At 67.4% G+C, this 20506-nt stretch carries 27 protein-coding genes; 9 read left to right on the forward strand and 18 right to left on the reverse strand.

Annotated features, from left to right (window positions below; all coding sequences use genetic code 11):
• Positions 1 to 142: 142 nt before the first annotated feature.
• A complete protein-coding gene (locus C8D87_RS26195) occupies positions 143 to 445 on the forward strand; it encodes an ArsC/Spx/MgsR family protein (RefSeq protein WP_109632513.1) in 303 nt (100 codons plus the stop codon).
• Here the strand turns inward: C8D87_RS26195 and C8D87_RS26200 are convergent.
• The 4 genes from C8D87_RS26200 to C8D87_RS46185 form a co-directional block, all read right to left on the reverse strand.
• Positions 442 to 1053 carry a MarC family protein gene (locus tag C8D87_RS26200; protein ID WP_109632511.1) on the reverse strand — a complete coding sequence of 204 codons (612 nt, stop codon included), beginning with the start codon at positions 1051 to 1053 and terminating at the stop codon, positions 442 to 444. The genes C8D87_RS26195 and C8D87_RS26200 overlap by 4 nt on opposite strands.
• Positions 1054 to 1062: 9 nt before the next feature.
• Complete coding sequence (locus C8D87_RS26205) at positions 1063 to 1920, reverse strand: PHP domain-containing protein (protein WP_211337158.1); 858 nt, start codon at positions 1918 to 1920, stop codon at positions 1063 to 1065.
• 36 nt (positions 1921 to 1956) lie between these two features.
• Entirely contained in the window at positions 1957 to 2517 is a 561-nt protein-coding gene (locus C8D87_RS26210) for a PH domain-containing protein (protein ID WP_109632507.1), read from the reverse strand.
• Positions 2518 to 2582: 65 nt separating this feature from the next.
• Positions 2583 to 2741, reverse strand: a complete 159-nt coding sequence (locus C8D87_RS46185; protein ID WP_170067890.1) for a hypothetical protein — start codon at positions 2739 to 2741, stop codon at positions 2583 to 2585.
• A 142-nt stretch (positions 2742 to 2883) separates the two neighbouring features.
• Here C8D87_RS46185 and C8D87_RS26220 point away from each other — a divergent pair, with 142 nt between their 5' ends.
• On the forward strand, positions 2884 to 3297 hold the full coding sequence (locus C8D87_RS26220) for an NUDIX hydrolase (protein ID WP_112229039.1): 414 nt from the start codon (positions 2884 to 2886) through the stop codon (positions 3295 to 3297).
• A gap of 28 nt (positions 3298 to 3325) precedes the next feature.
• On the opposite strand, the gene C8D87_RS26225 is transcribed toward C8D87_RS26220, so the two are convergent.
• Positions 3326 to 4321, reverse strand: a complete 996-nt coding sequence (locus C8D87_RS26225; RefSeq protein ID WP_112228776.1) for a DUF2332 domain-containing protein — start codon at positions 4319 to 4321, stop codon at positions 3326 to 3328.
• Between the two features lies 1 nt (position 4322).
• Positions 4323 to 4826 carry a MaoC family dehydratase gene (locus C8D87_RS26230; protein WP_109632501.1) on the reverse strand — a complete coding sequence of 168 codons (504 nt, stop codon included), beginning with the start codon at positions 4824 to 4826 and terminating at the stop codon, positions 4323 to 4325.
• 289 nt (positions 4827 to 5115) lie between these two features.
• On the opposite strand from C8D87_RS26230, the gene corA reads away from it, so the two are divergent.
• Both corA and C8D87_RS26240 read left to right on the forward strand, forming a co-directional pair.
• Positions 5116 to 6186: a magnesium/cobalt transporter CorA gene (gene corA / locus C8D87_RS26235; protein WP_109633251.1), complete on the forward strand. Its 1071-nt coding sequence runs from the start codon at positions 5116 to 5118 to the stop codon at positions 6184 to 6186.
• Between the two features lie 138 nt (positions 6187 to 6324).
• Positions 6325 to 6702 (forward strand): hypothetical protein, encoded by a 378-nt coding sequence (locus C8D87_RS26240; protein ID WP_109632499.1) that lies wholly within the window; start codon positions 6325 to 6327, stop codon positions 6700 to 6702.
• Here the strand turns inward: C8D87_RS26240 and C8D87_RS26245 are convergent.
• Positions 6686 to 7768: a DUF2332 domain-containing protein gene (locus C8D87_RS26245; RefSeq protein ID WP_112228777.1), complete on the reverse strand. Its 1083-nt coding sequence runs from the start codon at positions 7766 to 7768 to the stop codon at positions 6686 to 6688. The genes C8D87_RS26240 and C8D87_RS26245 overlap by 17 nt on opposite strands.
• 64 nt (positions 7769 to 7832) lie before the next feature.
• On the opposite strand from C8D87_RS26245, the gene C8D87_RS26250 reads away from it, so the two are divergent.
• The 3 genes from C8D87_RS26250 (at position 7833) to C8D87_RS26260 (ending at position 9924) form a co-directional block, all read left to right on the forward strand.
• Positions 7833 to 8501, forward strand: coding sequence for a metallophosphoesterase family protein (locus C8D87_RS26250; RefSeq protein WP_109632497.1), 669 nt, complete (start codon positions 7833 to 7835; stop codon positions 8499 to 8501).
• The gene (locus C8D87_RS26255; RefSeq protein ID WP_109632495.1) at positions 8491 to 9357 is read left to right on the forward strand and encodes a ParB N-terminal domain-containing protein; all 867 of its coding nucleotides are present in this window, start codon (positions 8491 to 8493) and stop codon (positions 9355 to 9357) included. Before C8D87_RS26250 ends, C8D87_RS26255 begins: the two co-directional genes overlap by 11 nt.
• A 90-nt stretch (positions 9358 to 9447) precedes the next feature.
• Positions 9448 to 9924, forward strand: a complete 477-nt coding sequence (locus C8D87_RS26260) for a GNAT family N-acetyltransferase (protein ID WP_112228778.1) — start codon at positions 9448 to 9450, stop codon at positions 9922 to 9924.
• Here C8D87_RS26260 and C8D87_RS26265 read toward each other — a convergent pair.
• Together C8D87_RS26265 and C8D87_RS26270 are read right to left on the reverse strand one after the other, a co-directional pair.
• Positions 9917 to 10207 (reverse strand): hypothetical protein, encoded by a 291-nt coding sequence (locus C8D87_RS26265; RefSeq protein ID WP_146231416.1) that lies wholly within the window; start codon positions 10205 to 10207, stop codon positions 9917 to 9919. The genes C8D87_RS26260 and C8D87_RS26265 overlap by 8 nt on opposite strands.
• Positions 10204 to 11196, reverse strand: coding sequence for a hypothetical protein (locus tag C8D87_RS26270; protein WP_109632489.1), 993 nt, complete (start codon positions 11194 to 11196; stop codon positions 10204 to 10206). The genes C8D87_RS26265 and C8D87_RS26270 overlap by 4 nt, the downstream gene beginning before the upstream one ends.
• A 118-nt stretch (positions 11197 to 11314) precedes the next feature.
• On the opposite strand from C8D87_RS26270, the gene C8D87_RS26275 reads away from it, so the two are divergent.
• Together C8D87_RS26275 and C8D87_RS26280 are read left to right on the forward strand one after the other, a co-directional pair.
• Entirely contained in the window at positions 11315 to 11617 is a 303-nt protein-coding gene (locus tag C8D87_RS26275; RefSeq protein WP_109632488.1) for an ArsR/SmtB family transcription factor, read from the forward strand.
• Positions 11614 to 12114, forward strand: coding sequence for an SRPBCC domain-containing protein (locus tag C8D87_RS26280; RefSeq protein WP_109632486.1), 501 nt, complete (start codon positions 11614 to 11616; stop codon positions 12112 to 12114). The genes C8D87_RS26275 and C8D87_RS26280 overlap by 4 nt, the downstream gene beginning before the upstream one ends.
• Before the next feature lie 4 nt (positions 12115 to 12118).
• Here C8D87_RS26280 and C8D87_RS26285 read toward each other — a convergent pair whose 3' ends face one another.
• From C8D87_RS26285 to C8D87_RS49415, 9 genes are all read right to left on the reverse strand, one after another.
• The gene (locus C8D87_RS26285; protein WP_112228779.1) at positions 12119 to 13021 is read right to left on the reverse strand and encodes a nucleotidyl transferase AbiEii/AbiGii toxin family protein; all 903 of its coding nucleotides are present in this window, start codon (positions 13019 to 13021) and stop codon (positions 12119 to 12121) included.
• Positions 13018 to 13644 carry a type IV toxin-antitoxin system AbiEi family antitoxin domain-containing protein gene (locus tag C8D87_RS26290; RefSeq protein ID WP_215732496.1) on the reverse strand — a complete coding sequence of 209 codons (627 nt, stop codon included), beginning with the start codon at positions 13642 to 13644 and terminating at the stop codon, positions 13018 to 13020. The genes C8D87_RS26285 and C8D87_RS26290 overlap by 4 nt, the downstream gene beginning before the upstream one ends.
• A gap of 19 nt (positions 13645 to 13663) precedes the next feature.
• Positions 13664 to 14551, reverse strand: a complete 888-nt coding sequence (locus C8D87_RS26295; protein ID WP_109632479.1) for an SDR family NAD(P)-dependent oxidoreductase — start codon at positions 14549 to 14551, stop codon at positions 13664 to 13666.
• A 269-nt stretch (positions 14552 to 14820) separates the two neighbouring features.
• The gene (locus C8D87_RS26300) at positions 14821 to 16005 is read right to left on the reverse strand and encodes an ABC transporter ATP-binding protein (protein ID WP_112228781.1); all 1185 of its coding nucleotides are present in this window, start codon (positions 16003 to 16005) and stop codon (positions 14821 to 14823) included.
• Between the two features lie 8 nt (positions 16006 to 16013).
• Entirely contained in the window at positions 16014 to 16859 is an 846-nt protein-coding gene (locus tag C8D87_RS26305) for a carbohydrate ABC transporter permease (RefSeq protein WP_109632474.1), read from the reverse strand.
• A complete protein-coding gene (locus tag C8D87_RS26310) occupies positions 16859 to 17812 on the reverse strand; it encodes a carbohydrate ABC transporter permease (protein ID WP_109632472.1) in 954 nt (317 codons plus the stop codon). The genes C8D87_RS26305 and C8D87_RS26310 overlap by 1 nt, the downstream gene beginning before the upstream one ends.
• Positions 17809 to 19062 carry an ABC transporter substrate-binding protein gene (locus tag C8D87_RS26315; protein WP_109632470.1) on the reverse strand — a complete coding sequence of 418 codons (1254 nt, stop codon included), beginning with the start codon at positions 19060 to 19062 and terminating at the stop codon, positions 17809 to 17811. The genes C8D87_RS26310 and C8D87_RS26315 overlap by 4 nt, the downstream gene beginning before the upstream one ends.
• 167 nt (positions 19063 to 19229) lie before the next feature.
• Positions 19230 to 19790: a YflT domain-containing protein gene (locus tag C8D87_RS26320; protein ID WP_170166596.1), complete on the reverse strand. Its 561-nt coding sequence runs from the start codon at positions 19788 to 19790 to the stop codon at positions 19230 to 19232.
• A 100-nt stretch (positions 19791 to 19890) separates the two neighbouring features.
• Positions 19891 to 20175 carry an Imm32 family immunity protein gene (locus tag C8D87_RS49415; RefSeq protein ID WP_459178198.1) on the reverse strand — a complete coding sequence of 95 codons (285 nt, stop codon included), beginning with the start codon at positions 20173 to 20175 and terminating at the stop codon, positions 19891 to 19893.
• Positions 20176 to 20506: the final 331 nt, after the last annotated feature.

Below are 20506 nucleotides of genomic sequence, written 5' to 3' on the forward strand. Positions count from 1 at the left end.
GATGGCCCCTGCTCCGCAGATGGCGGCGAGTTCGCCTTCAAGTCGGCCGTCCGGCCGAATCGCCGGGGCCGAATTGGGCTCCGCCGAATTCGCCCCCGGCGGTTGACCGGACGGCCGACGCGAACTCGCTACATTTCACGGCATGGAGATCTGGCACAACCCGCGCTGCTCCAAGAGCCGCGCCGCCAAGCAACGCCTCGACGACGAGGGCATCGAGTACACCGAGCGCCGCTACCTCGACGACGCCCCCACCGCCGAGGAGCTCGACCGCGTCCTCGAGCTCCTGGGCAAGGAGCCCTGGGAGATCGCGCGCACCAAGGAACCCGCGTACCCCGAGCTCCTCGAACACGACCGCGCCAAGTGGATCGCGCACATGGTCGCGAACCCGAGCCTGATCGAGCGCCCGATCATCATCGACGGGGACAAGGCGCACATCGAACGCTAAGCGCCGGAGATGAAGCCCTGCACCGAGGACGCGACCAGCTGCACGGCGATCGCGGCCAGCAGCAGACCGGCGATCTTGGCCATCAGCAAGATCCCGCTCTCCTTGAACACCTTGATCAGCAGGCCGGCGGACCGCAGCGTCCCCAGCAGCACGAGGTGCACGGCCACGATCGCCGCGGCCAAAGCCAGATAAGACCCCAAAGCGCCGTCCGCCTGACGCACGAACACGATCGTCGCGGCGATGGCACCGGGGCCGGCCAGCAGCGGCGTTCCCAACGGCACCAGTGCGATGTTCACGTCCTCGACCTCGGGGTGCTGGGTGGCGCCCTTGCCGGTCAGCAGGTCCAGCGCGATCAGCAACAGCAGCAGCCCGCCCGCGCCCTGCAGGGCTGGGATGCCGATGTGCATGTACGCCAGGATCGAGTTGCCCGCCACCGCGAACAGCGTGATCACCAGGAACGACACCAGCACGCCCTGCCGCGCCGCCCGCTTGCGCTGGTCCCGCGACTTGCGGCCGACCAGGCCCAGGAACACCGGCACCGTGCCCGGCGGGTCCATGATCACCAGCAGCGTGATCGTGGCCTCGATGAACAGCCGCACGTTGAACATCGCACCCGCCTAACCCACGAGGATCTTGGCGCCCGTCGCCCGCTCGGCCAGAGCATCCAGCATCTCCGGGGCCGTCGTCTCCGCGCCGAGCCGCACCGTCTTGTTCGTACCGTGGTAGTCACTCGACCCGGTGACGATCAGGTCCAGCGACGAAGCCAGCGAGCGCAGCGAGGCACGGGTGGCGGCGTCGTGGTCCGGGTGGTCCACCTCGAGACCGGCCAGACCGGCCGAAGCCAGCGAACGCACGACGTCAGCGGTCACGATCGGGCCGCGGGACCGCGCGAAGGGGTGCGCCAGCACCGTCACGCCGCCGGCCTCGGTGATCATTTCGATCGCGCGCTCGACGGGTGTGTCCGTACGGCCCACGTAGTAGCGCCCACCGGTCAGGTAGGTCGCGAACGCCTCGTCGACGGACGTCACCACTCCGGCGCGGATCAACGCCTGCGCCAGGTGCGGCCGACCGGCCGGCGCGTCGGCAGGCAGCCGCGACATCAGGTCGTCAGGGTCGATCGGGAAGCCGTCGGCCCGCATCATCTCGGCCATCTTCTGCAGCCGGTACCGCCGCGCCTCGCGCAGCCGGGACTGCTCGGCCATCAACGCGGCGTGCGTCGGGTCGTACAGATAGGCCAGCAGGTGCACGGTGATCGTGCGGCCGTACCCGTCAGGCGACGCGCACGACAGCTCGGCTCCGCGCACGAGACGCAGGCCAGGAGGCAGCGCGGCCGCGGCCTCGGCCCACCCGGCGGCCGTGTCGTGGTCGGTGATCGCCACCGCGTCGAGTCCGGCTAGCGCCGCCGCCTTCACCAGTTCGGCAGGGCTGTCGGTGCCGTCGGACTCGGACGAATGGGTGTGCAGATCGATGACCACGTCGTCCAGTGTGGACGACGTGCCCGACGGACTCCGCTACGGGACCATCTTCTTCCCGCGCGCGGCCCGCTGTGCCTTGATCATCGAGAAGCGCTCGGCCTGCGCCTTCTTGTCGCCGAAGGTCAGCTCCGAAATGGCGTCGTACACCTCTTCGGGATCCGGCAGGTACTCCAGGCGGTTCAGCGCCTGGATCTGACCGGCCGACTCCACGATCAGCGTGCCGTAACCGAGCATGCGCCCGCCCACGGTCCGCTCATAGGTGAGGTCGGTGACCTTGCTGATGGGCATCATCGCGACCTTGGTCTCGAAGACGCCCGACGTCAGCATGAACCGCTTGTCGGTGACGACGATGCGCTCGACCCACCACTCGATGATGAAGTAGGCGAGCCGCAGCAGCACGAGCAACCCGCCGTACCACAGGACGTTCTGGATCACGCCCGCGTTGCTGGGGAGCAGGTACGAGATCATCATGAAGCCCGCGAGCAATGCCGCTGCTTCGAGCACGTCCCAGATCAGGTAGGACCAGTGCCTGCGCACCCGGATGACCCGACGCTCGCTCGACAGCAGGTAGTCGTCTGGATCACGTGGTGCGAACATGCGCTACCAGCCCTTCCTGGTACCAGCCAGTGCCTGTCCCTGCCCGCCCGCAGTGCACGGGTGAACTAGAACAATTGTCGCACGAAGGTGATCAGGGCCTCAGCCGCAGTTCGCAGCGAGTTGAGGATGTTCTGCACCAGCTGTGCCGCCTGCTGGGGCTCCGCGATGAGAAAGAACAGCAGCAAGGCGATTCCGGCGAAAGTGAGGATCTTCTTCAGGTTCACGGTGTCCACCCCGTCCGCGTTCCGCACCCGTTTGGCGCCGTTCGTGACCGTTGTACAGCACGATTCAGCGCCTTGGGAGATTTGTACCGCAGCCGGGGTAGCGGACTGCACCGCCGTTCCGGGGTGACTACGCTTCGTGTTCGTGACGGGCAGCAGCGAGCGCACGATCCGTTGTGTCGGTGCCATCGTGCATGACTCGAACGGGCGACTACTGCTCGTGCGACGAGCCAATCCTCCAGGTGAAGGCCTGTGGTCAATACCAGGAGGACGCGTGGAGCCTGAAGAGACGGACGAGGCTGCCGTGACGAGGGAAGTCGTCGAAGAAACAGGACTCTCCGTCACCGTCGGCCGACTCGTCGGCAGCGTCGAGCGTCCGGCCCCGAACGGGGTTTTCTTGATCTTCGACTACGAATGCCAGGTCACGTCAGGTGTGCTCCGGGCGGGCGACGACGCATCGGATGTCACCTGGGCGGACAGTGCGATGTTGGCCACACTTCCGACCGCGGACGGTCTCCTGCAAGCGCTTTCCGACTGGAACTGCCTGCCCAGGGCCTGATCAGGGTTCACGCGATCGGGGAGGGCGTTCAGCGCCAAACGAGACGTTGCCCGTGGGCCTCAGTCGCCGCCAGGGTGGTCCTCTCGACGTCCGAGTCACGCACACGGATGAGCCGCAGCTCACCGTCCTCGTGCGCAGCCCACCAGACAGGCCTGTCCAAAGCGGACAAGGCGGGCACGAGGTCGAGTCCCGAGCCGCTTGAGATGACCACGAGCGGCGCGTCGATCTGCTCGACCGCTTTCGCGAGGTCCGCGACCGGGTCACCGGCCACCAGCCGGGGCGGGTTCTTGCGGAGCACCCCGCACGCCACCCCGAACAGCCGCAGCCGCTCCGGTTGGTCCGCCCACACACACGCCTCCAGCCAGGCGTACGCGTCCTCATCCGCCAGATCGGCGGGTGCCACGCCGATGCCCACCTTCGCGGCCACCTTGACCGTCTTGGGCAGCTTCGGCAGCACCGCGCCCGGCGCGAGCTCCAGCGCGCAGTGCAGGCCCAGCGCGGCCTTGGCGGGCCCGGCGACGAGCTGGCCGGCCTCCCGGGTCTGGTAGCGGTACGAGTACTGGTCGAGACCGAGCAGCAGGCCGGCGGTCGTCGCGGCCTCCACGAGCCCGATCGGCCCGCCCGCCTGCTTCGCCGCCGCGGCGACGGCCGGGTAGAGCAGGGCGGCGCGCCGCACCTCGTTGGTCTGGATCACCTGCGAGCTCACCAGAGCCCGCACGCGATCGCCTCGCTCCAGCAGGAAGTCGCGGAACAACGGCCAGGTGCTCTCGTCCGCGCCGTAGGTCCCGCCGAGCGACGGGTAGTAGTTCGAGAGCTGATGGAACGGCTCGGCCTGCACGAGCCGATGCGCCGCCGCCAGCAGGAGCTCGCCCGTGGCGTTGTCCTCGCTGGCGGCGGTCAGCAGATCGGCGATCTCCGGATCCTCGGCAGCACGCGACGCGAGGTGTTCGTAGAGCGGCGAGATTCCCGCCGCCTCCGCCGCGAACGCACGCAGGCGCTGCTGTGCCAGATCCAGAGAAGTCACGTCACTCCTTGGGTTCAGGGCGCCCGGGCTGCTCGCCGCCGCGTGCGTCACCGTAGGACTTCTTCGGCACCATGACCTTGCGCCGGAAGATGCACACGACGGTGCCGTCCTGCTTGTAACCACGCGTCTCGACGTAGACCACGCCCCGGTCGTCCTTGGACTTCGACGGCGTCTTGTCGAGCACCTCCGTCTCACCGTAGATCGTGTCACCGTGGAACGTCGGCTTCACGTGCCGCAGCGACTCGATCTCCAGGTTGGCGATCGCCTTGCCGGAGACGTCGGGCACGGACATGCCCAGCAGCAACGAGTAGATGTAGTTGCCGACGACGACGTTCTTGCCGAAGTCCGTCGTCTTCTCCGCGTAGTTCACGTCCATGTGGAGCGGGTGGTGATTCATCGTGAGCAGGCAGAACAGGTGGTCGTCGTACTCCGTGACCGTCTTGCCCGGCCAGTGCTTGTAGACCGCTCCGACCTCGAACTCCTCGTAGTACCGACCGAACTGCACCGCGCCTCCAACTACGTGTGATCGAGATCTGTCTCAGGTGGGGAGACAGTCTGAACAGAGAGGGAGTACCCTCGGCAACCGGTGTGTGAGGATTTCCACCACCAGTGACCTTCGCCCCGAGGAGGTGAGGACCCCTAAATGAGCAAGGACCCCCACCCTGCCAGTACCAAGCGCGTCCTCACCGTGGCGGCTTTCTAGATCCATCTAGAACGTCCGAGTTTCACCTGGTCAGGACGCCCGTCGTGCTTCAGCACTTCCACGCCGGCGTGTGTACCTGGAGGAACTCACCATGCCCAGCCTGCCCTCGATTCGCGGCCGCGGCTCCCAGCAGCGCCCGACGCCGCACATCTCCGTGCCGTTGTCCCACTACGTGGTCGACTGCGCGGTCTACGTCGACGGCAAGCGTTTGCCCGGTCGCTGGACGCACACCGACGCCGTCAAAGAGGTGCGCAAGCGCAAGGACGGGTTCGTCTGGATCGGACTGCACGAACCCGACGCCGAGCAGATCCAGGGCATCGCGGACACCTTCGGCCTGCACGAGCTGGCGGTGGAGGACGCGGTCCACGCGCACCAGCGCCCGAAGCTCGAGCGGTACGACAACACGCTCTTCATGGTCTTCAAGACCGTCCGCTACGTGACCAACGAGTCCCCCGACACCGCCAACGAGATCGTCGAGTCCGGCGAGATCATGGTGTTCCTCGGCAAGGACTTCGTCATCACCGTGCGGCACGGCAACCACTCCGGGCTCTCCAAGCTGCGCCACGTCCTCGAAGCCGATCCCGAGCGGCTGGAGATCGGCCCCGCAGCGGTGATGCACGCGATCGCCGACCAGGTCGTCGACAACTACCTCGAGGTCACCGACCACATCGAGGACGACATCGACCGCATGGAGGAGCGGGTCTTCGCGCCGCGCACCGAGGTGAGCGCGGAGCAGATCTACATGTTCAAGCGCGAGGTGGTGGAACTGCGGCGCGCGGTGATGCCGCTCGCGAACCCGTTGCGCCGCTTGGCAGAGGGCTACACCCCGCTCATCCCCGAGCAGGTGCGGGCGTTCTTCCGCGACGTCGACGACCACCTCACCGAGGTCTCCGAGCGCGTCACGGCGTTCGACGAGCTGCTGACCACGCTGGTCGACGCGACGCTCGCGAAGATCACGCTGCAGCAGAACACCGACATGCGCAAGATCACCGCCTGGGTGGCGATCATCTCGGTGCCGACGATGATCGCCGGTATCTACGGCATGAACTTCGAGTTCATGCCGGAGCTCAAGATGAAGTACGGGTACCCGGTGGTGATCAGCCTGATCCTCGTGGCGTGCCTGACCCTCTACCGAATATTGCGCCGGAATCGCTGGCTCTAGTCCCGGTTTCGCTCGCTTGTTCGTTGTAGAAGGGCCCTGTCATGACCAGACTCCTCACCAACATCCGCTTCTGGATCCTCGCGTTCCTGCTCTGCTGGATCACCACCGTGTTCGTGCTGATCAGCGGAACTCCCTGACGTGCACCGCCAACTGACCAACCCGCGGTTCTGGATCGCGGTCTTCGCCGCGGGCTGGTTGCTGATGGTGGTCGTGCTCATCACTTTCTGGCCGGCGCCGGGAAGGGAATCGCCGGACGAGCTCGCCGTGGAAGTGACGAATGCGTTGCGCGCGCACGACTTCCACAAGTTGGAGCCGTTGCTGGCGATCGGCGGCGAGGACGTCGCCAAGTCGACCGTGGGGCACTTCCAGTCCGCGCAGATCGAACGCGGCGTCTACCGTGACGGTGCCGTCGTCATCGAATACACGCGCGACGGCACACGTGCGGAGTTCCGCCTGCCCGTCGAGAAGCAGGACGGCCGGTACGTGGTGAACGCGGTCATCACTCCCACGGGGTGACGTTCCAGGTGAACGGCGTGCCGTGGCCCTCGCCGTACCCGAGGTTCAGCGAGATCCCGGCCGGCCAGAGCTTGAGCAGCAGCTCGAACCGGTAGGTGTCGTCCGCGCGCCGCGGCTCGAACACCAGCAGTGCCAACGGTGTGGTGGGCGTCGCCTTCGCGGCGGCGTCGGCCAGGACAGCTCGTCCCATCGCCCGGTCGGCGGGCGAGACGTACTGCCACACCACCGAATGCCACACCACCGTCAACACGTCGCGTTCGACGCGGGCGAGCTGTTTCGCGAGCCATTCCGGCCCTGCCGACCGGTCGACCTTCACCGGATCCGTGGCGGCGAGGTCCAGCGCGTCGCGCAGGCGGTTCCACCGGCCGAGCTGGTCCGCCCAGACGAACGAGCTGAGGTGCAGCCGTCCGTCCTCTGTGGACACGTCGACCGGGTTGAGGTCGCAGCCAGCGCGCCCGACGACGCGCAGCCGGTGGCCGAGGTCGGCCGGCGGCCTGCCGGTCCACTCGGCATCGAGGACGAGGAGGCTGTCCGGGTCGCCGAGCACCGTGCCGTCGTCGAGCCGGTAGCCGACGTGGTGCGGGCGCAGGTTGAGCCCGCCGCTGGCGCCGACCTCCAGCAGCCGCACGCAGAACGGCACGTGCCTGTTGGCGGCCTTCGCGGCCTCCTGCGCGGCGACCATCAGGCCGCCGTAGAGGGGCGCGCTGCGGCCGGGTTCGTTGGTCTGCACGACCGTGGCACCGATGCGGTACCTGAGGAGGTCCGCGTGCGCCTTGAGAGCGGGCAGCGCGTCCTCCCACAGCGTCGGCAGATGCGGCTGGCCGCCGACGGACGGGTAGTGCTTCGCGAGCTCCGGCGCGCGTCCTTCGAGCACGAGCCGGTGCACGGCGCCCGCGAACCGCAGGCCGGGCACGCTGCCCTCCCGGTCGCGTTCGGAGCCGGCCATGATCCTGGCCGTGACGCCGCCCAGTCTCAGGTCCTCGGCAGCGTCGTTGAGGAGTCGCTGGGTCAGCGGACTGCGGTCGCGGCATCCGTGAGCGGCCGCGGCGAACAGCTCGGCAAGCACGGTGTTGACGCTAGTGGCAGCGCTGTCCCGCGTCATCCGGAGAAAGCCTTATTACGCTGCTGGAATGGTTCGGGTGCTCGCGGTGGCGGATGAGATCGTCGAACAGCTGTGGACTGATCAGGTGCACCAGCACGAGGTGGACCTGATCCTCGCTGCGGGCGACCTGCCCTTCGACTACCTGGAGTTCCTGGTCAACGCGCTGGACAAGCCCCTGGTGTTCGTCCCCGGCAACCACGACGTCGACCTCTCCGGCTACTCGAACGTGCGCGGTCTGTGGACCAAGGCGGGCGTCCCGGTGCGCTGGCCAGGTCCAGCCGGTGCGGTGAACGCGGACGAACGCGTGGTCGACGTCGCCGGCCTGCGGATCGCCGGTCTGGGTGGTTCGATCCGCTACAACAAGGGCCCGAACCAGTGGACGGAACGGCAGCAGGCCCGCCGCGCCCGCCGGGTGTCCCGGCTGGCCGGGTGGCGCAGGCTGCGGGACGGACGTGGCGTGGACGTGCTGCTGACCCACTCACCGCCGTTGGACTGCGGCGACGAACCGGACGCTCCGCACCGGGGCTTCTCCTGTCTGCACGGGCTGGTCTCGCGGTTGCAGCCGCCGTTCCTGCTGCACGGCCACATCCACCCGCACGGGGTGCCCCGGCCGGACCGTCAGCTCGGAACCACCCGCGTGGTGAACGTGGTCGGATACAAGGTGCTGGACGTTTCGGGAGCTCGCGATGAGACGTGACACCGGTTTTCCCGTGGCCGACGCCGAGAACGACTTCCTCCGGGCCCGCCGCCGGCAGGTGATGTCGCGCCTCGCGGCCTGGCTGCGCCGCGAGCCGGACGACGTGAACATCATGCTGCCGTTCCACGAGGTCGTGGACGCCCTGGGCATCGTGTCCGAGAAGCGTCTGGGCCTGCAGTCGATCCGCCTCGACTCGATCGTGGGCAGCGTCGACCGCACCCGCGACTTCGACCGCCGCTTCCGCCCGACCTCCGGACGCGTCCGTGAGCGGTGGCAGCGTCTGGCGCTGGCCGCGCGCCGCGGCGAGAACGTGCCGCCGATCGAGGTGTACCGGATCGGTGAGCTGCACTTCATCATCGACGGCCACCACCGGGTGTCCGTGGCGCACGCCCTCGGGCTGACGGTGATCGACGCCTACGTGACGCAGGTGATCACCCGGATCAACGCGGCGGGCATCCGGTTCCGCGGCGACCTGATCGTGAAGGACTACCGGCGGCTGTTCCTGGAGCGCGTGCCGCTGACCGGCGAGTCCCGTGCCGCCGTGGTCCTGTCCGACCCGTGGGACTACGCCGAGCTCGGTGAGCACGTCGAGGCCTGGGGCTTCCGGCTGATGCAGGACACCGGCGAGTTCCTCGACCGGGCGGAGATCGCCCGGCGCTGGTACGCCGAGGAGTACAAGCCGGTCGTCGCGATGCTGCGGCAGGCCGACATGATCGGCGACCGGACGGAGACCGAGGCCTACATGTGGGTGGCCGCCGAGCGGTACCGGCTGATCCGCACGCACCGGTGGGACGCCGACGTGATCAACGCCGTGCGCGAGGAGAACCGCTCGCACGGCCGCGCTCAGCGCGGTTAGCGCGGGCTCCTGTCACGGCCACGGTTCGCGAGTTCGCCAGGCGCGCAAACTCGCTCGCGAGCCGGCCGAGGCCGTCGCTAGCGTGCCCACGTGACTGATCTTGTTTCCGAACGCCTGATCCTGCGTCCCTGGGATACCTCCGACGTCAACGCCGTGGTGGAGGGTGTACGGCAACCGTCCTGGGCTGCCGACTTCCCGGCCGAGGGCGACACGGTGATCGCGGGCGTCATCGCGTCGAACCCGGAGTGGCTCTCGCCGTTCGGGCACCGCCTGATCATCGAGCGGGCGACGTCTGAAGTTGTGGGATCTCTCGGCCTGTTCTGGCCTCCTTCCGACGGTCGGGTGGAGATCGGTTACGGCGTGGTGCCGTCACGCCAGGGACTCGGCTACGCCTCGGAAGCGACCGCCGCACTGACTTCGTTCGCACTGTCGCTGGAAGAGGTGCACACCGTGCACGCCAGCGTCGAGCCCACCAACCCGGCTTCCGCCCGCGTGCTGGAGAAGGCGGGCTTCACCCGGTACGCCGACACGGCCGAGCTGATCAGCTATCGGCGCACCGTCAGCTGACCGGCCCGAACTCGCGCTCCAGCACCTCGGGCCAGCCGCCGTGCTCCAGGCCGGTGCCCATGAGCACGTCACGCCAGTCCGTGTGGCTGAGCCGGACCGCCTGCCGCAGCCGCCCCAGGTCGCCGTCCGCGGCCAGCACCACGGCGGCGTGCACGCGTTCGACGTCCTGGTTGCCGGTCTCGGCCGTCGCGAGCTCCCGCAGTGCCTGGCCGGCCTCTTCCGCGCGGAAGTCCTTGCGCACCCGAGCGGCGACGCGGCCGGTGACGCTTACAGGGACGCTCACCGCGGCGCCACCCGCGGGCCGTCCGCGTCGGGCAGGGGCCGGGCCTGGTCCAGCACCTCGTCCGTGTACTTGTCGAGCAGTCGGGTGCCGATCTGTTGTGCGTAACCGAAGATGACCGCCCACAGCAGCAGCGCCGCGGCCGACGGGATGCCGATCAGCCCGCTCGTGACACCCGCTCCCAGGGCGAGGATCCCGACCACCGCCAGTGCCGCACCGAGCATGATCTTGATCAGCGCCTGATACCCGATCATCACGTACGGCGAGAGCGATGGCCGGCGGCGTAAGAGCAGCACCACCGCGGCCAGCACCGCGCCGAACGAGCCGAGCACCTGCACCAGCCACACGTCCACAGCGGTCGCCTTGGTCGTGCCGCCTGGACACACCGTCGGCAGCGCGTTCTCCTTCGGGTCGACGCACAGCGGGATGATCCCGGGCTTCACGATGCCGACGACGCCCAGCACCGTGTTGATCACGAACAGCACCAGCGACGCCGCGATCAGCTTGTTGCGCAACGCCCGCGAGCCGGCGTGGGCGAAATCCGAGTTGTCGTAGGCGGCCCGCAGCGCGTCCACCACGATCGCGCGCTCGACCGCGGGCGCGAACTCCCCCGGCCGCAACGCTTCCAGAGCCCGGCGCCGAGGATCGTCCTCGTCCAGGTACTGCGACACCCGAGCCCGCAACCCCGGCAACCGCCCCAGAAAACCGCGCTCCGCCGAGATCGTCGCCACCTCGGCCTCGTGCAGGGCGCGCCAGGCCCGTTCGATGTACCAACCGGACCACCACGACGGCACCATCCGCCACCACGGCTCCCGATCGCTGAGCATCGCGTCGACCACCGCCGCCTGCTCCTCGGCGGTGCGCCGCCACACATCGCCCTCGGGATCCACCGGATCCGACGGGCCGAGCGCAGCCAGATCCGCGCGGACCCGGTCCAACCGGGACTGCACGACGAGTCGCCAGTCGGTGACTCTGGGTTTGCGCTCAGCCATGTCCCGATGGTGACAGCAGGGTCTGACAATTTCGGCAGCCATCCGTGTGACGTGCGAAAACGCCACCAGATAATAAATACGCTTGTGCTTATATACGCAAGAAGTTATAAACTACACCGTGGACGTTTTCGAGGCCGTGGCCGAACCGAACCGGCGGCACCTGCTGGGCCTGCTCGCCGAACGCGACCGCACCGCGGGCGAGCTCGTCGACAGCCTGCCGACGCTGACCCAGCCCGCCGTGTCCCGCCACCTCCGCGTGCTGCGCGAGGTGGGCCTGGTCGAGGTGAGGCCAGACGGCCAGCGCCGCATCTACGCACTGAAACCCGATGGCCTGCAACGCATCGACGACTGGATCACGCCGTACCGCCGCTACTGGCGCAACCACCTCGACGCACTGGAACAGCACCTGGAGAACCGATGAACGACTACGGCACCGTGTCCCTCGACGGCGACCACGCGATCCTCACCTTCCAGCGCAGGCTGCCGTTCCCGATCGACCGCGTCTGGGCCGCGATCACCGACCCCGCCGAACGCAAAGCCTGGCTCGGCACGACGCAGATCGGAGACGGCCGGATCGTCATCGAGCCGGAAGACCCGCCCGCACCCCCGGAGGCCAAGCGCGTCATCGGCCGCATCCTGACCTGGCAGCCACCGGAAGACGGTCACGCCGTCTTCGAACACGAGTGGCAGCAACGGATCGTGGAGGACAGCGTGGTGCGCTACGAGCTCGAAAGCGACGGCGGCGCGACCCTGCTGACCTTCACGCACCGCGGCCTGTCCGAACGCAACGCACTGGGCTTCGTCCCCGGCACGCACGCCTTCCTCGACCGGATGGGGGCCCATCTGAACGGCGAGGCGCTGCCCAACTGGAGCGAGCGCTATGCGGAGGTCGCGCCGGCGTACCCGGCGTGGAGGTGAACGATCAGACCCACTTGCGGGCGTCGGGATTCCAGGCCCCTCGAGGGTCTCCAGCGGTCAGCGGATCGACGAACTCGACCACAGCGGCCACGACATCCCCGAAGCTGTCGGGCAGATGGCCGGCGTCCGGTCCGAGACGCTTCTTGAACGCCGAATAAGCCTGTTGACGCATCTCCGCGAGTTCACCGACCACGGCGGAAAGCGGCCGTATTTCAACGCCACGGTGATGGGTCGTCGCATGCAGAGCCGACCGGACTGACTCGTACGACACGGCTTGTCTGCCGGTCAACGTGTAGAGATCCACGTAGTCACGAACCCTCGTGTTCGCCTCTCGAAGCGCGATGGCCGTGCTGGTCTTCTCCGCCAGAACCGTCTCGATCGGGTAACCGAGCACGGGGACCGGCGCGATTCCCGGCCGCTGCGACGGCAGATCGAGAAGCCGAGGTGCCGGGGTCACCGGGTCGCCGAAGTTGATGTCCAGCTTCAGCTTCACGCTCGCGGTGGAGATGCGGCAACTCATGGTGATCCGAACACCCGCGTAGAGGTCGTCGTCGCGAATCGACTGTGCCGTTGCTGTGTCGACCAGGAACACCACGCCGTCCTCGGGATCCAGTTCGACACGGGCCACGTCCACGACCCGCGCGATGACGCTCTCCTCGTCGTTCGCGAGGTTCCGAGCGAGCAGGTCCGCGTCGGCGGTCGGCCGTCGCGCGTCGAACACGGCGAGGAGCATGCCTCCCTTCAACACGAACTGACCCGCATGAGGGGATGCGGCCAGACGCGCGAGCCATCGCTCCAACACGTACAGCGTCTGCAGTTCCTGAGTGGAACGCCGCTCACGACGCGCCCGGTTCTGCAGGTCCAGGTAGGCGCGGCCACCCGGCGTGGTCTTGGTCGGTCGGCTCACTCTGCGATCACCGCGTCCACGGCGGTGCGCACGGCTCCGAAAACGTTGAGCTCTCGAGCGAGCGCGAGCACCTGCCCCGGCCGTGCGCCACGCCGGAGCAGGTAGCGGCGGAGCGCCGACAGTGCCAGCGGCTCACCGAGCCGGCCTCTCAACCTCATGAGGTCGACGACTGTCCTTTCCGGGTCGTAGATGCGCACGTTCTCACCTGGCGCCGCCTCGACCTCGGTGAGCCCGAGGTCGAAGGTCGCGGCGTTGAAGCGGAAAACCTCGGTTGGCGGGTACTCGATGCGAGGCGGCCGCCTCACACGCGAAACCGCGATCTGGATCTCTCGAGGAATCTCGTCGGTGAGATCGTGGACCTCGGCTGCCGACAAACAGCACACGACTGCGCGCGGCGCACGCACCGACACCGCCAGCAGATCCGGCCACGTCGGAGCCGGCGCGTCCGCCTTGCGGAAGACACCCCTGGAAAGCTCCAGCAGGTCCCCCTCGTCGCGAAGGCGGTAGAGGTCGCGAAAGTGCAGGCCAGCCGTGCTCGCCAGGCCCGTGGTGAACGTGTCCGGCAACGCCTCCAAAGCACCCATGGATAGAAGTGTCGCCAGGTTGATGCGATCTGGCAACACTTCTATCCACCCTGCGGGATCAGGCGGTCTGCGAGGGCTCCACCAGCGCACGGAGCCGGGGAGGCATCCTCTTCTCCAACCCGTACGGTTCGAGGTGGGCCTGCAGCACGCCCGTGAACGCCCGCTCCACCGAAGCGGTGTCCCAGTTGTCGCTCTCCAGAATCGGCTGCTTGAAGTACGGCTGCCCCACGATGTGGAGCTGACGCCCGTTGCAGCGGATGACCTGCCCGGTGATGCCCTCGGCGCGGTCCGAGAGCAGGAACAGCACCAGCGGCGCGACCTTGCCCGGCGTCCGGTCGGCAGGAATGGCACGCAGCGAGCGCTCCGACTTCCACACCATCCGCGTGTGCGCGACCGGGCACACCGCGTTAACGCGGATGCCTTCTGCTTCCAGGTCGAGCGCCCACGAGTAGCTCAACGACGCCACGGCGCCCTTGGTCGCCGAATAGGTCGCCAGTTTGCGCTGACCGAAGGAGGCACCGGAAGAAATGTTGATGATGGAACCGCCGCCGGACGTGCGCATCGCCCGCATCGCCGCGATTCCGACATAGATGACGCCGAGGACGTTCACCTCGACGACCTGCCTGATCGTCTCGGGATCGTCTTCCCACGGGGCGGTCTCGTAGTTCAGCCCGGCGTTGTTCACGAGGCCGTCGACGCGGCCGAATTCGTCGACGCAGAGGTCGACTATCTTGGCCGCCTCGCTCGGATCCGCGACCGTGTGAGTGGAGGCCACTGCACGGCCTCCGTAGCCGCGGATGTGCTCCGCGACCCGTTCGGCCAGGTCACCATCGTTGTCGTTGACCACGACCGACGCGCCGGCGAGGGCCGCGTGCATCGCGTAGGCCTCGCCGAGCCCTCGGCCCGCCCCCGTGATGACGACCGCTTTTCCGTCCAGGATCCCCATTGCACGCTCTCTTTCACTCGGCGGCGGTTCCCCGGAACCCCCCTGTGGTCCTGTACCCGCCTTCGACAAGCGTGCGGACCAACCGAAGCCGTGAAGAACATGTTTCGATGAGACGTCGTTGCCGAGCGCCCAATGGCGAAGCGAGTTCGGCCCGGCAGATGGCCCGCACTAATCAGTCCCTCGGAACCCGGGGCTTTGGACCTAACCCGAAAGAGTGACAAAAAGAGGCCGCCTTCCCGCGCGGGGAAGGCGGCCTCAAAAACGAGAATTCACCGTTCCGTGTAAGTCAGGTTCCTGCCGGTGGACGGGTCGAACAGCTGGACCTTGTCCGCGTCGAACCAGATGTCCGCCGGGGCTCCCTCCACCGCGCCGGACGACGACGACAGCCGCGTCACGAGCGAGATGCCTTCACCCGGCACGTCGTCCGATCCCACGTCCGCCGCCAGTTCCTGCAGCTCGGCCGACGCCGCCTGCTCACCGGTGAGGGTGAAGTAGGCGTACTTGTCCGAGCCCATCGACTCCAGCACGTCCACCTGCGAGGTGAACCTGCCGCCCGACGCCAGCGCCGTCGCCTCGACCAGTTCCGCGTCCTCGAAGTGCTCAGGGCGGATGCCCATGATCACCTCGCGGGGCGCGTCGGCACCCTCCACCAGCTGCCGCACCCGGTCCGTCAGCGTGCAGTCGCCGAGGACCGATCGCAGCGAGCCGTTCTCCAGCGACGCCGGCACGAAGTTCATCGACGGCGAGCCGATGAAGCCCGCGACGAAGAGGTTGGCCGGGTGGTCGTAGAGGAACTGCGGCGCGCCGATCTGCTGCACGACACCGCCGCGCATGACCACGACCCGGTCGCCGAGGGTCATCGCCTCGGTCTGGTCGTGCGTCACGTAGACGGTGGTCGTGCCGAGCTGCTTCTGCAGGCGCGACACAGAGGTGCGCATCTGCACGCGCAGCTTCGCGTCCAGATTGGACAGTGGTTCGTCCATGAGGAACGCCTTGGGGTTGCGCACGATCGCGCGCCCCATCGCCACGCGCTGCCGCTGTCCACCGGACAGGTTGGACGGCTTGCGGTCGAGGTGTTGCGTGAGGTCGAGGATCTCGGCCGCCTCGCGCACCTTCTTCTCGACCGTCGCGTTGTCGACCTTGGCCAGCCGCAACGGGAAGGCCATGTTCTCCTTCACCGTCATGTGCGGATAAAGCGCATAGGACTGGAACACCATCGCGATGTCGCGGTCCTTGGGCGCCTTCTCGTTGACACGCTGCCCGGCGATGCGCAGCTCCCCGTCGGTGATGTCCTCCAGGCCCGCGATCATGTTGAGGGTGGTGGACTTCCCGCAGCCGGACGGTCCGACCAGGATGATGAACTCGCCGTCGGCGATCTCGAGGTCGACCTCCTGCACGGCGAGCGCGCCGTCGGGGTACCTCTTGCTCACCTTGTCCAGAACGATCTCTGCCATTTGTCAGCTCACCCCTTGACGGCGCCGGAGGTCAGGCCCGCGACGATGCGGCGCTGGAAGAACAACACGAAGAGGATGATCGGGATGGTGATCACGACGGCGGCCGCCGCGATCGACCCGGCCGGGTCCTCGAACTGCGAACTGCCGGTGAAGAACGACAGCGCCACCGGCACGGTCCGCGACTGCTCGGTCGAGGTGAGCGAGATCGCGAACAGGAAGTCGTTCCAGCAGAAGATGAACACCAGGATCGCCGTCGTGAACACACCCGGCGCGGCCAGCGGCGCGATGACGCGGCGGAACGCCTGCCCCGGCGTTGCGCCGTCCATCTTCGCCGCCTTCTCGAGCTCCCAGGGGATCTCGCGGAAGAACGCCGACAGGGTGTAGATCGCGAGCGGCAGCGCGAACGTGATGTACGGCAGGATCAGGCCGGGCCACGTGTCGAAGAGGCCGAGCGAGCGCTCGATCTCGAACAACGGGGACACCAGCGAGACCTGCGGGAACATCGCGATCAGCAGCGAGACGCCGACCAGCAGGTTCTTGCCGGGGAAGTCCAGCCTGGCGATGGCGTAGGCGGCCATCGTGCCGAACACCACGGCGATCGCGGTCGCGATGATCGCGATGCCGATCGAGTTGATCAGCGCCCGCGTGAACTCGGACGTCGAAAAGATGTTCTGGTAGTTCTCCAGACTCCATTCGCGCGGGATGAAGTTGCCGTCCGCCAGCGTCGCGGACGACTTGAACGACAACGACACGATCCACAGCACCGGGAACAGCGCGTAGATCACGACGACCGCGTTGAGCAGGCCCCAGCCGACCTTCTTGCCGGTGGTCTCCGCTCCTCCGATGCCTGCCATCAGCGCTTCCCCCCGTCGTCGCTGCCGGGGGCAGCGGTCCCGAAGAGCTTGATGAACACGAACGCGATGATCGCCACCATGATGAAGATCAGCACGGACATCGTGGATCCGATGCCGAGGTTCAAGCCCTTGATGAGGTTGTTGTAGGTCAGCATCGACACCGACGACGTGCCCTGCGAACCCGCGGTGAGCACGAAGAGGTTGTCGAAGATGCGGAACGCGTCCAGCGTGCGGAACAGCAGTGCCACCAGGATCGCCGGCTTCATGATCGGCACGGTGATCTTGATGAACCGCTGCCACGCGCTCGCGCCGTCCATCGCGGCGGCCTTGAGCAGGTCGTCCGGCACGAGCGCGAGGCCTGCCATCAGCAGCAGGGCCATGAACGGCGTGGTCTTCCAGATCTCCGCCAGACCCACGACCATCAGCGCCGGGATCTTCTCCGTGAGCACGGGCTCGCCACCGAGCGCCTCCGCGAGATAGCCGGTGCCGGGTGTCCAGGCGAAGCGCCAGGAGAACGCGGCCACGACCGTGACGATGCCGTACGGGATCAGCGTCGTCGTCCTGACGATGCCGCGACCGACCAGCGCCCGGTGCATGATCAGCGCGAGCGCCATGCCGAGCACGAGTTCGATCGCGACCGTGACAACGGTGAGCAACACCGTCACCCACACAGCGTTCCACCAGTACGGGTTGCTGAGCACCGTGACGTAGTTGTCGAACCAGATCCACTCGGTGCGGTCGGGGAACTTCAGGTCGAACCGCTGCATCGACAACAGGATCGAGTAGAGGATCGGCCACCCGGTGACCGCGACCATGGTGATCGCGGCGGGAGCGCACAGCAGCCAGCCGAGCCTGCGCTCGGCCCTCTTGCCTTCGCTCAGCGCGACTTTCTTCTTGGGGGCAACGGGTTCTTCCGGCGCTGTCCCGGTTTTCTCCGCGGTCGTCTGACTCACGGCAGCACCCCCTTGGAATCGAGCGCGTCCTGCAGTTCCTTGCGCAGCCGATCCGCGGTCGCCTGCGGGTCGATGCTCGCCGGCGGCGACAGGATCGTGGAGATGACCGTCGAGACGTTCTGGTAGGCGGGCGTGCGCGGCCGCACACTCGCGTTCCTGAGCGTCTCCTTGATGTCGTCACGCATCGGGTACGCCTCGGCCATCTCGGGTTCGTCGTAGACGGCCTCGATGGTCGGCGGCACGCCGTCCTTGAGCGCGGCGAGCTTCTGGCTTTCCGCGCTGCGCAAGCACAACACCGCGTCGAACGACTCGTCCGGATGCGTGGTGTAGTTGCTGACGGCGTAGTTGATGCCGCCGACGGTGACCTTCGCTTCCTCACCGCTGAGCGCGGGGTACGGCGCCCACTTGAAGTTCTTCGCGAAGTCCGGCTTCTTCTGCGCCGCCGCGTAGACGTACGGCCAGTTGAGCTGGAACGCCGCGTTGCCGCCCTCCATGGCGAGGCGCGCGTTGTCCTCGGCCGCGTTGGAGAACGACGGGTCGATCGCCTTCGACGTGGCCAGCTTCTTCAACGCCGCCAACGCTTGCACGGCCTTGTCGTCGATGATGGCCTTGGTGCCGTTCTCATCGAGGATGGTGCCGCCGTTGGAATTTACGAGGGTGTTGTACAGCACGACGAGCCCCTCGTACTGCTTCCCCTGCCCCACGATCTGGCCGGGCTTCCCTTCCGCCACCAGCGCCTCGGCCATGGAGATCATCTCGTCCCACGTCTTCGGGGGCGTGGCCACGAGGTCGGAGCGGTACCAGAGGAGCTGGACGTTGGTGTTGTCCGGAGCCCCGTAGAGCTTGCCCTCGTACGTAGCCGTGTCCAGCGGCGTCTTCAGCGTGCCGCTCTCCACCTGCGACTTGACCGAGCCGGTGAACTCCTTGATCCAGCCGGCCTTCGCCAGTTCCGCGGTCCAGGTCACGTCGAGCCCGAGGACGTCCATGCTGTCGTCCTCGGCCGCGAGTCTGCGCACCATCTGCTCACGCTGGCCGTCCGCCTCACGCGGCAGCTTGTTGTAGACGATGTTGTAGCGCCCACCGGCCTTCGCGTTGCAGCTGTCGACGATGGCCTGGAAGTTCTCTTGGGGGTATTTGTAGACGTTGACGGTGATGCCGCCGCCGCCCGACCCGCACGCAGTGAGCGTTGTTGCCGCGAGCAATGCGGCCCCTGCCCCGACGGCGAGTCGATAGCGCCGTGTCGCACCCATCGGCCCTGCCTCCTTCCCGACTACACGGAGGAGCCAGACCGCTGCGCCCGGCACCTCGTCGTGCCACCGGCCGCACCGGGCGGACCGGTCAACCGAACCTAGGCCCGGTGATCAGGAGCCGCAACCAGCGGGGGCAACGATTCAGAACCAATCGGCCTCTCTCAGTCTCAGTTACCGGGACCCGCAGGTCGCATCGCCAGCTTCGCGAGCAGGTCACGGCCTTTTTCCGCCGATTTCGGATGACACAGGACGTCATACCGCCCAGCCACCAGCTGACTCGCCGACTGGAAGTCCCGCTTGCCGCGCGCCGACCCGTACCCGACCGCCGCGAACACGAGCCCGAAGAACACACCGGTGATCAGACCGGTCAGCACCGGCCCCACCGTCACTCCCGGTTCCGGGCTGAAGAGGGTCAGCAGGAGGCCGACGAAGAGACCGAACCAGGCACCCGACGCCGCTCCTGTCGCCAGCACACGCCCCCAGGTCAGCTTGCCCGTGACCCGTTCCACGAGCATCAGGTCGACACCGACGATGGTGACGTCCTGCACCGGGAAGTCTTCCAGGGCAAGGAAGTCGACCGCGCGCTGAGCTTCCTCGTACGTGGCGTACGAACCGATCGGCCACCCCGTCGGCGGGGTGGGCAGGCGGGGAGGGACGCCGGGCCGGTTCGGGTTGGCGAACGGACTCGTCACAGGGACCACCTCTGTCGGACGCGCTGATCGTTCCATCCTGCCAGTGCGGGGTGCGGTGTGCTCAGACGCCTACGGGTGTTTTGCCGGGATCTGCCGCCTGGGCGCGGTCGGCTTCCCGGTGCCAGGTGCCTCGACGTCAGCCGGCGATCCCCAGGACCGACGGCTCTGACGACTCGTCCAGACAGTCGTGCCCGGGGAAGTAGTCGATGTGCAGATGACTCATGTCGTCCCCGTCCCAGCCCTCTGCGAATCCCTGCACGTTCGCAGCCAGCAGATCGAGCTGAGGAGAGCCTCCTCGGATGTACAGCTCGCCAGAACCCGCAGCACACGTTATTGCAATCGGGCCCGACGTTAGAACGACGGTGATGCTCGACAGGCTCCGATCGTGAGGTGACGGTTCGGCAACATGGTCGAGAGCCACAGATCCGGAGCCGGAGGTCAACAAACCGGCCAACTCGGTCAATTCCGCGGCGGTACCCCGGTACCCCGCAATTCCAGCTCGCGGGTCGCGTCGCCTCGCAGAACCTGCATTCCATCTCCTTCAACCGGAACAGGTCCCGGAACCGCTTGCCGGTGTCAGCGGCGAGAGCCGGCCGAGGCTACTACGGGCGCACGCCCACAGTCACCGCAGCCAGGCGATCTCTCGCATGAGACCAGGAGCTCGTAGTGCTCTGCCTGATGTTGCCGACTTGATTTGTCGTTCAGGTTGTTCGGCACGGACTTGGTCACAGGTGCGGCAGATACCGGATTGT

This window comes from Lentzea atacamensis, from assembly GCF_003269295.1.
Lineage (GTDB): Bacteria > Actinomycetota > Actinomycetes > Mycobacteriales > Pseudonocardiaceae > Lentzea > Lentzea atacamensis.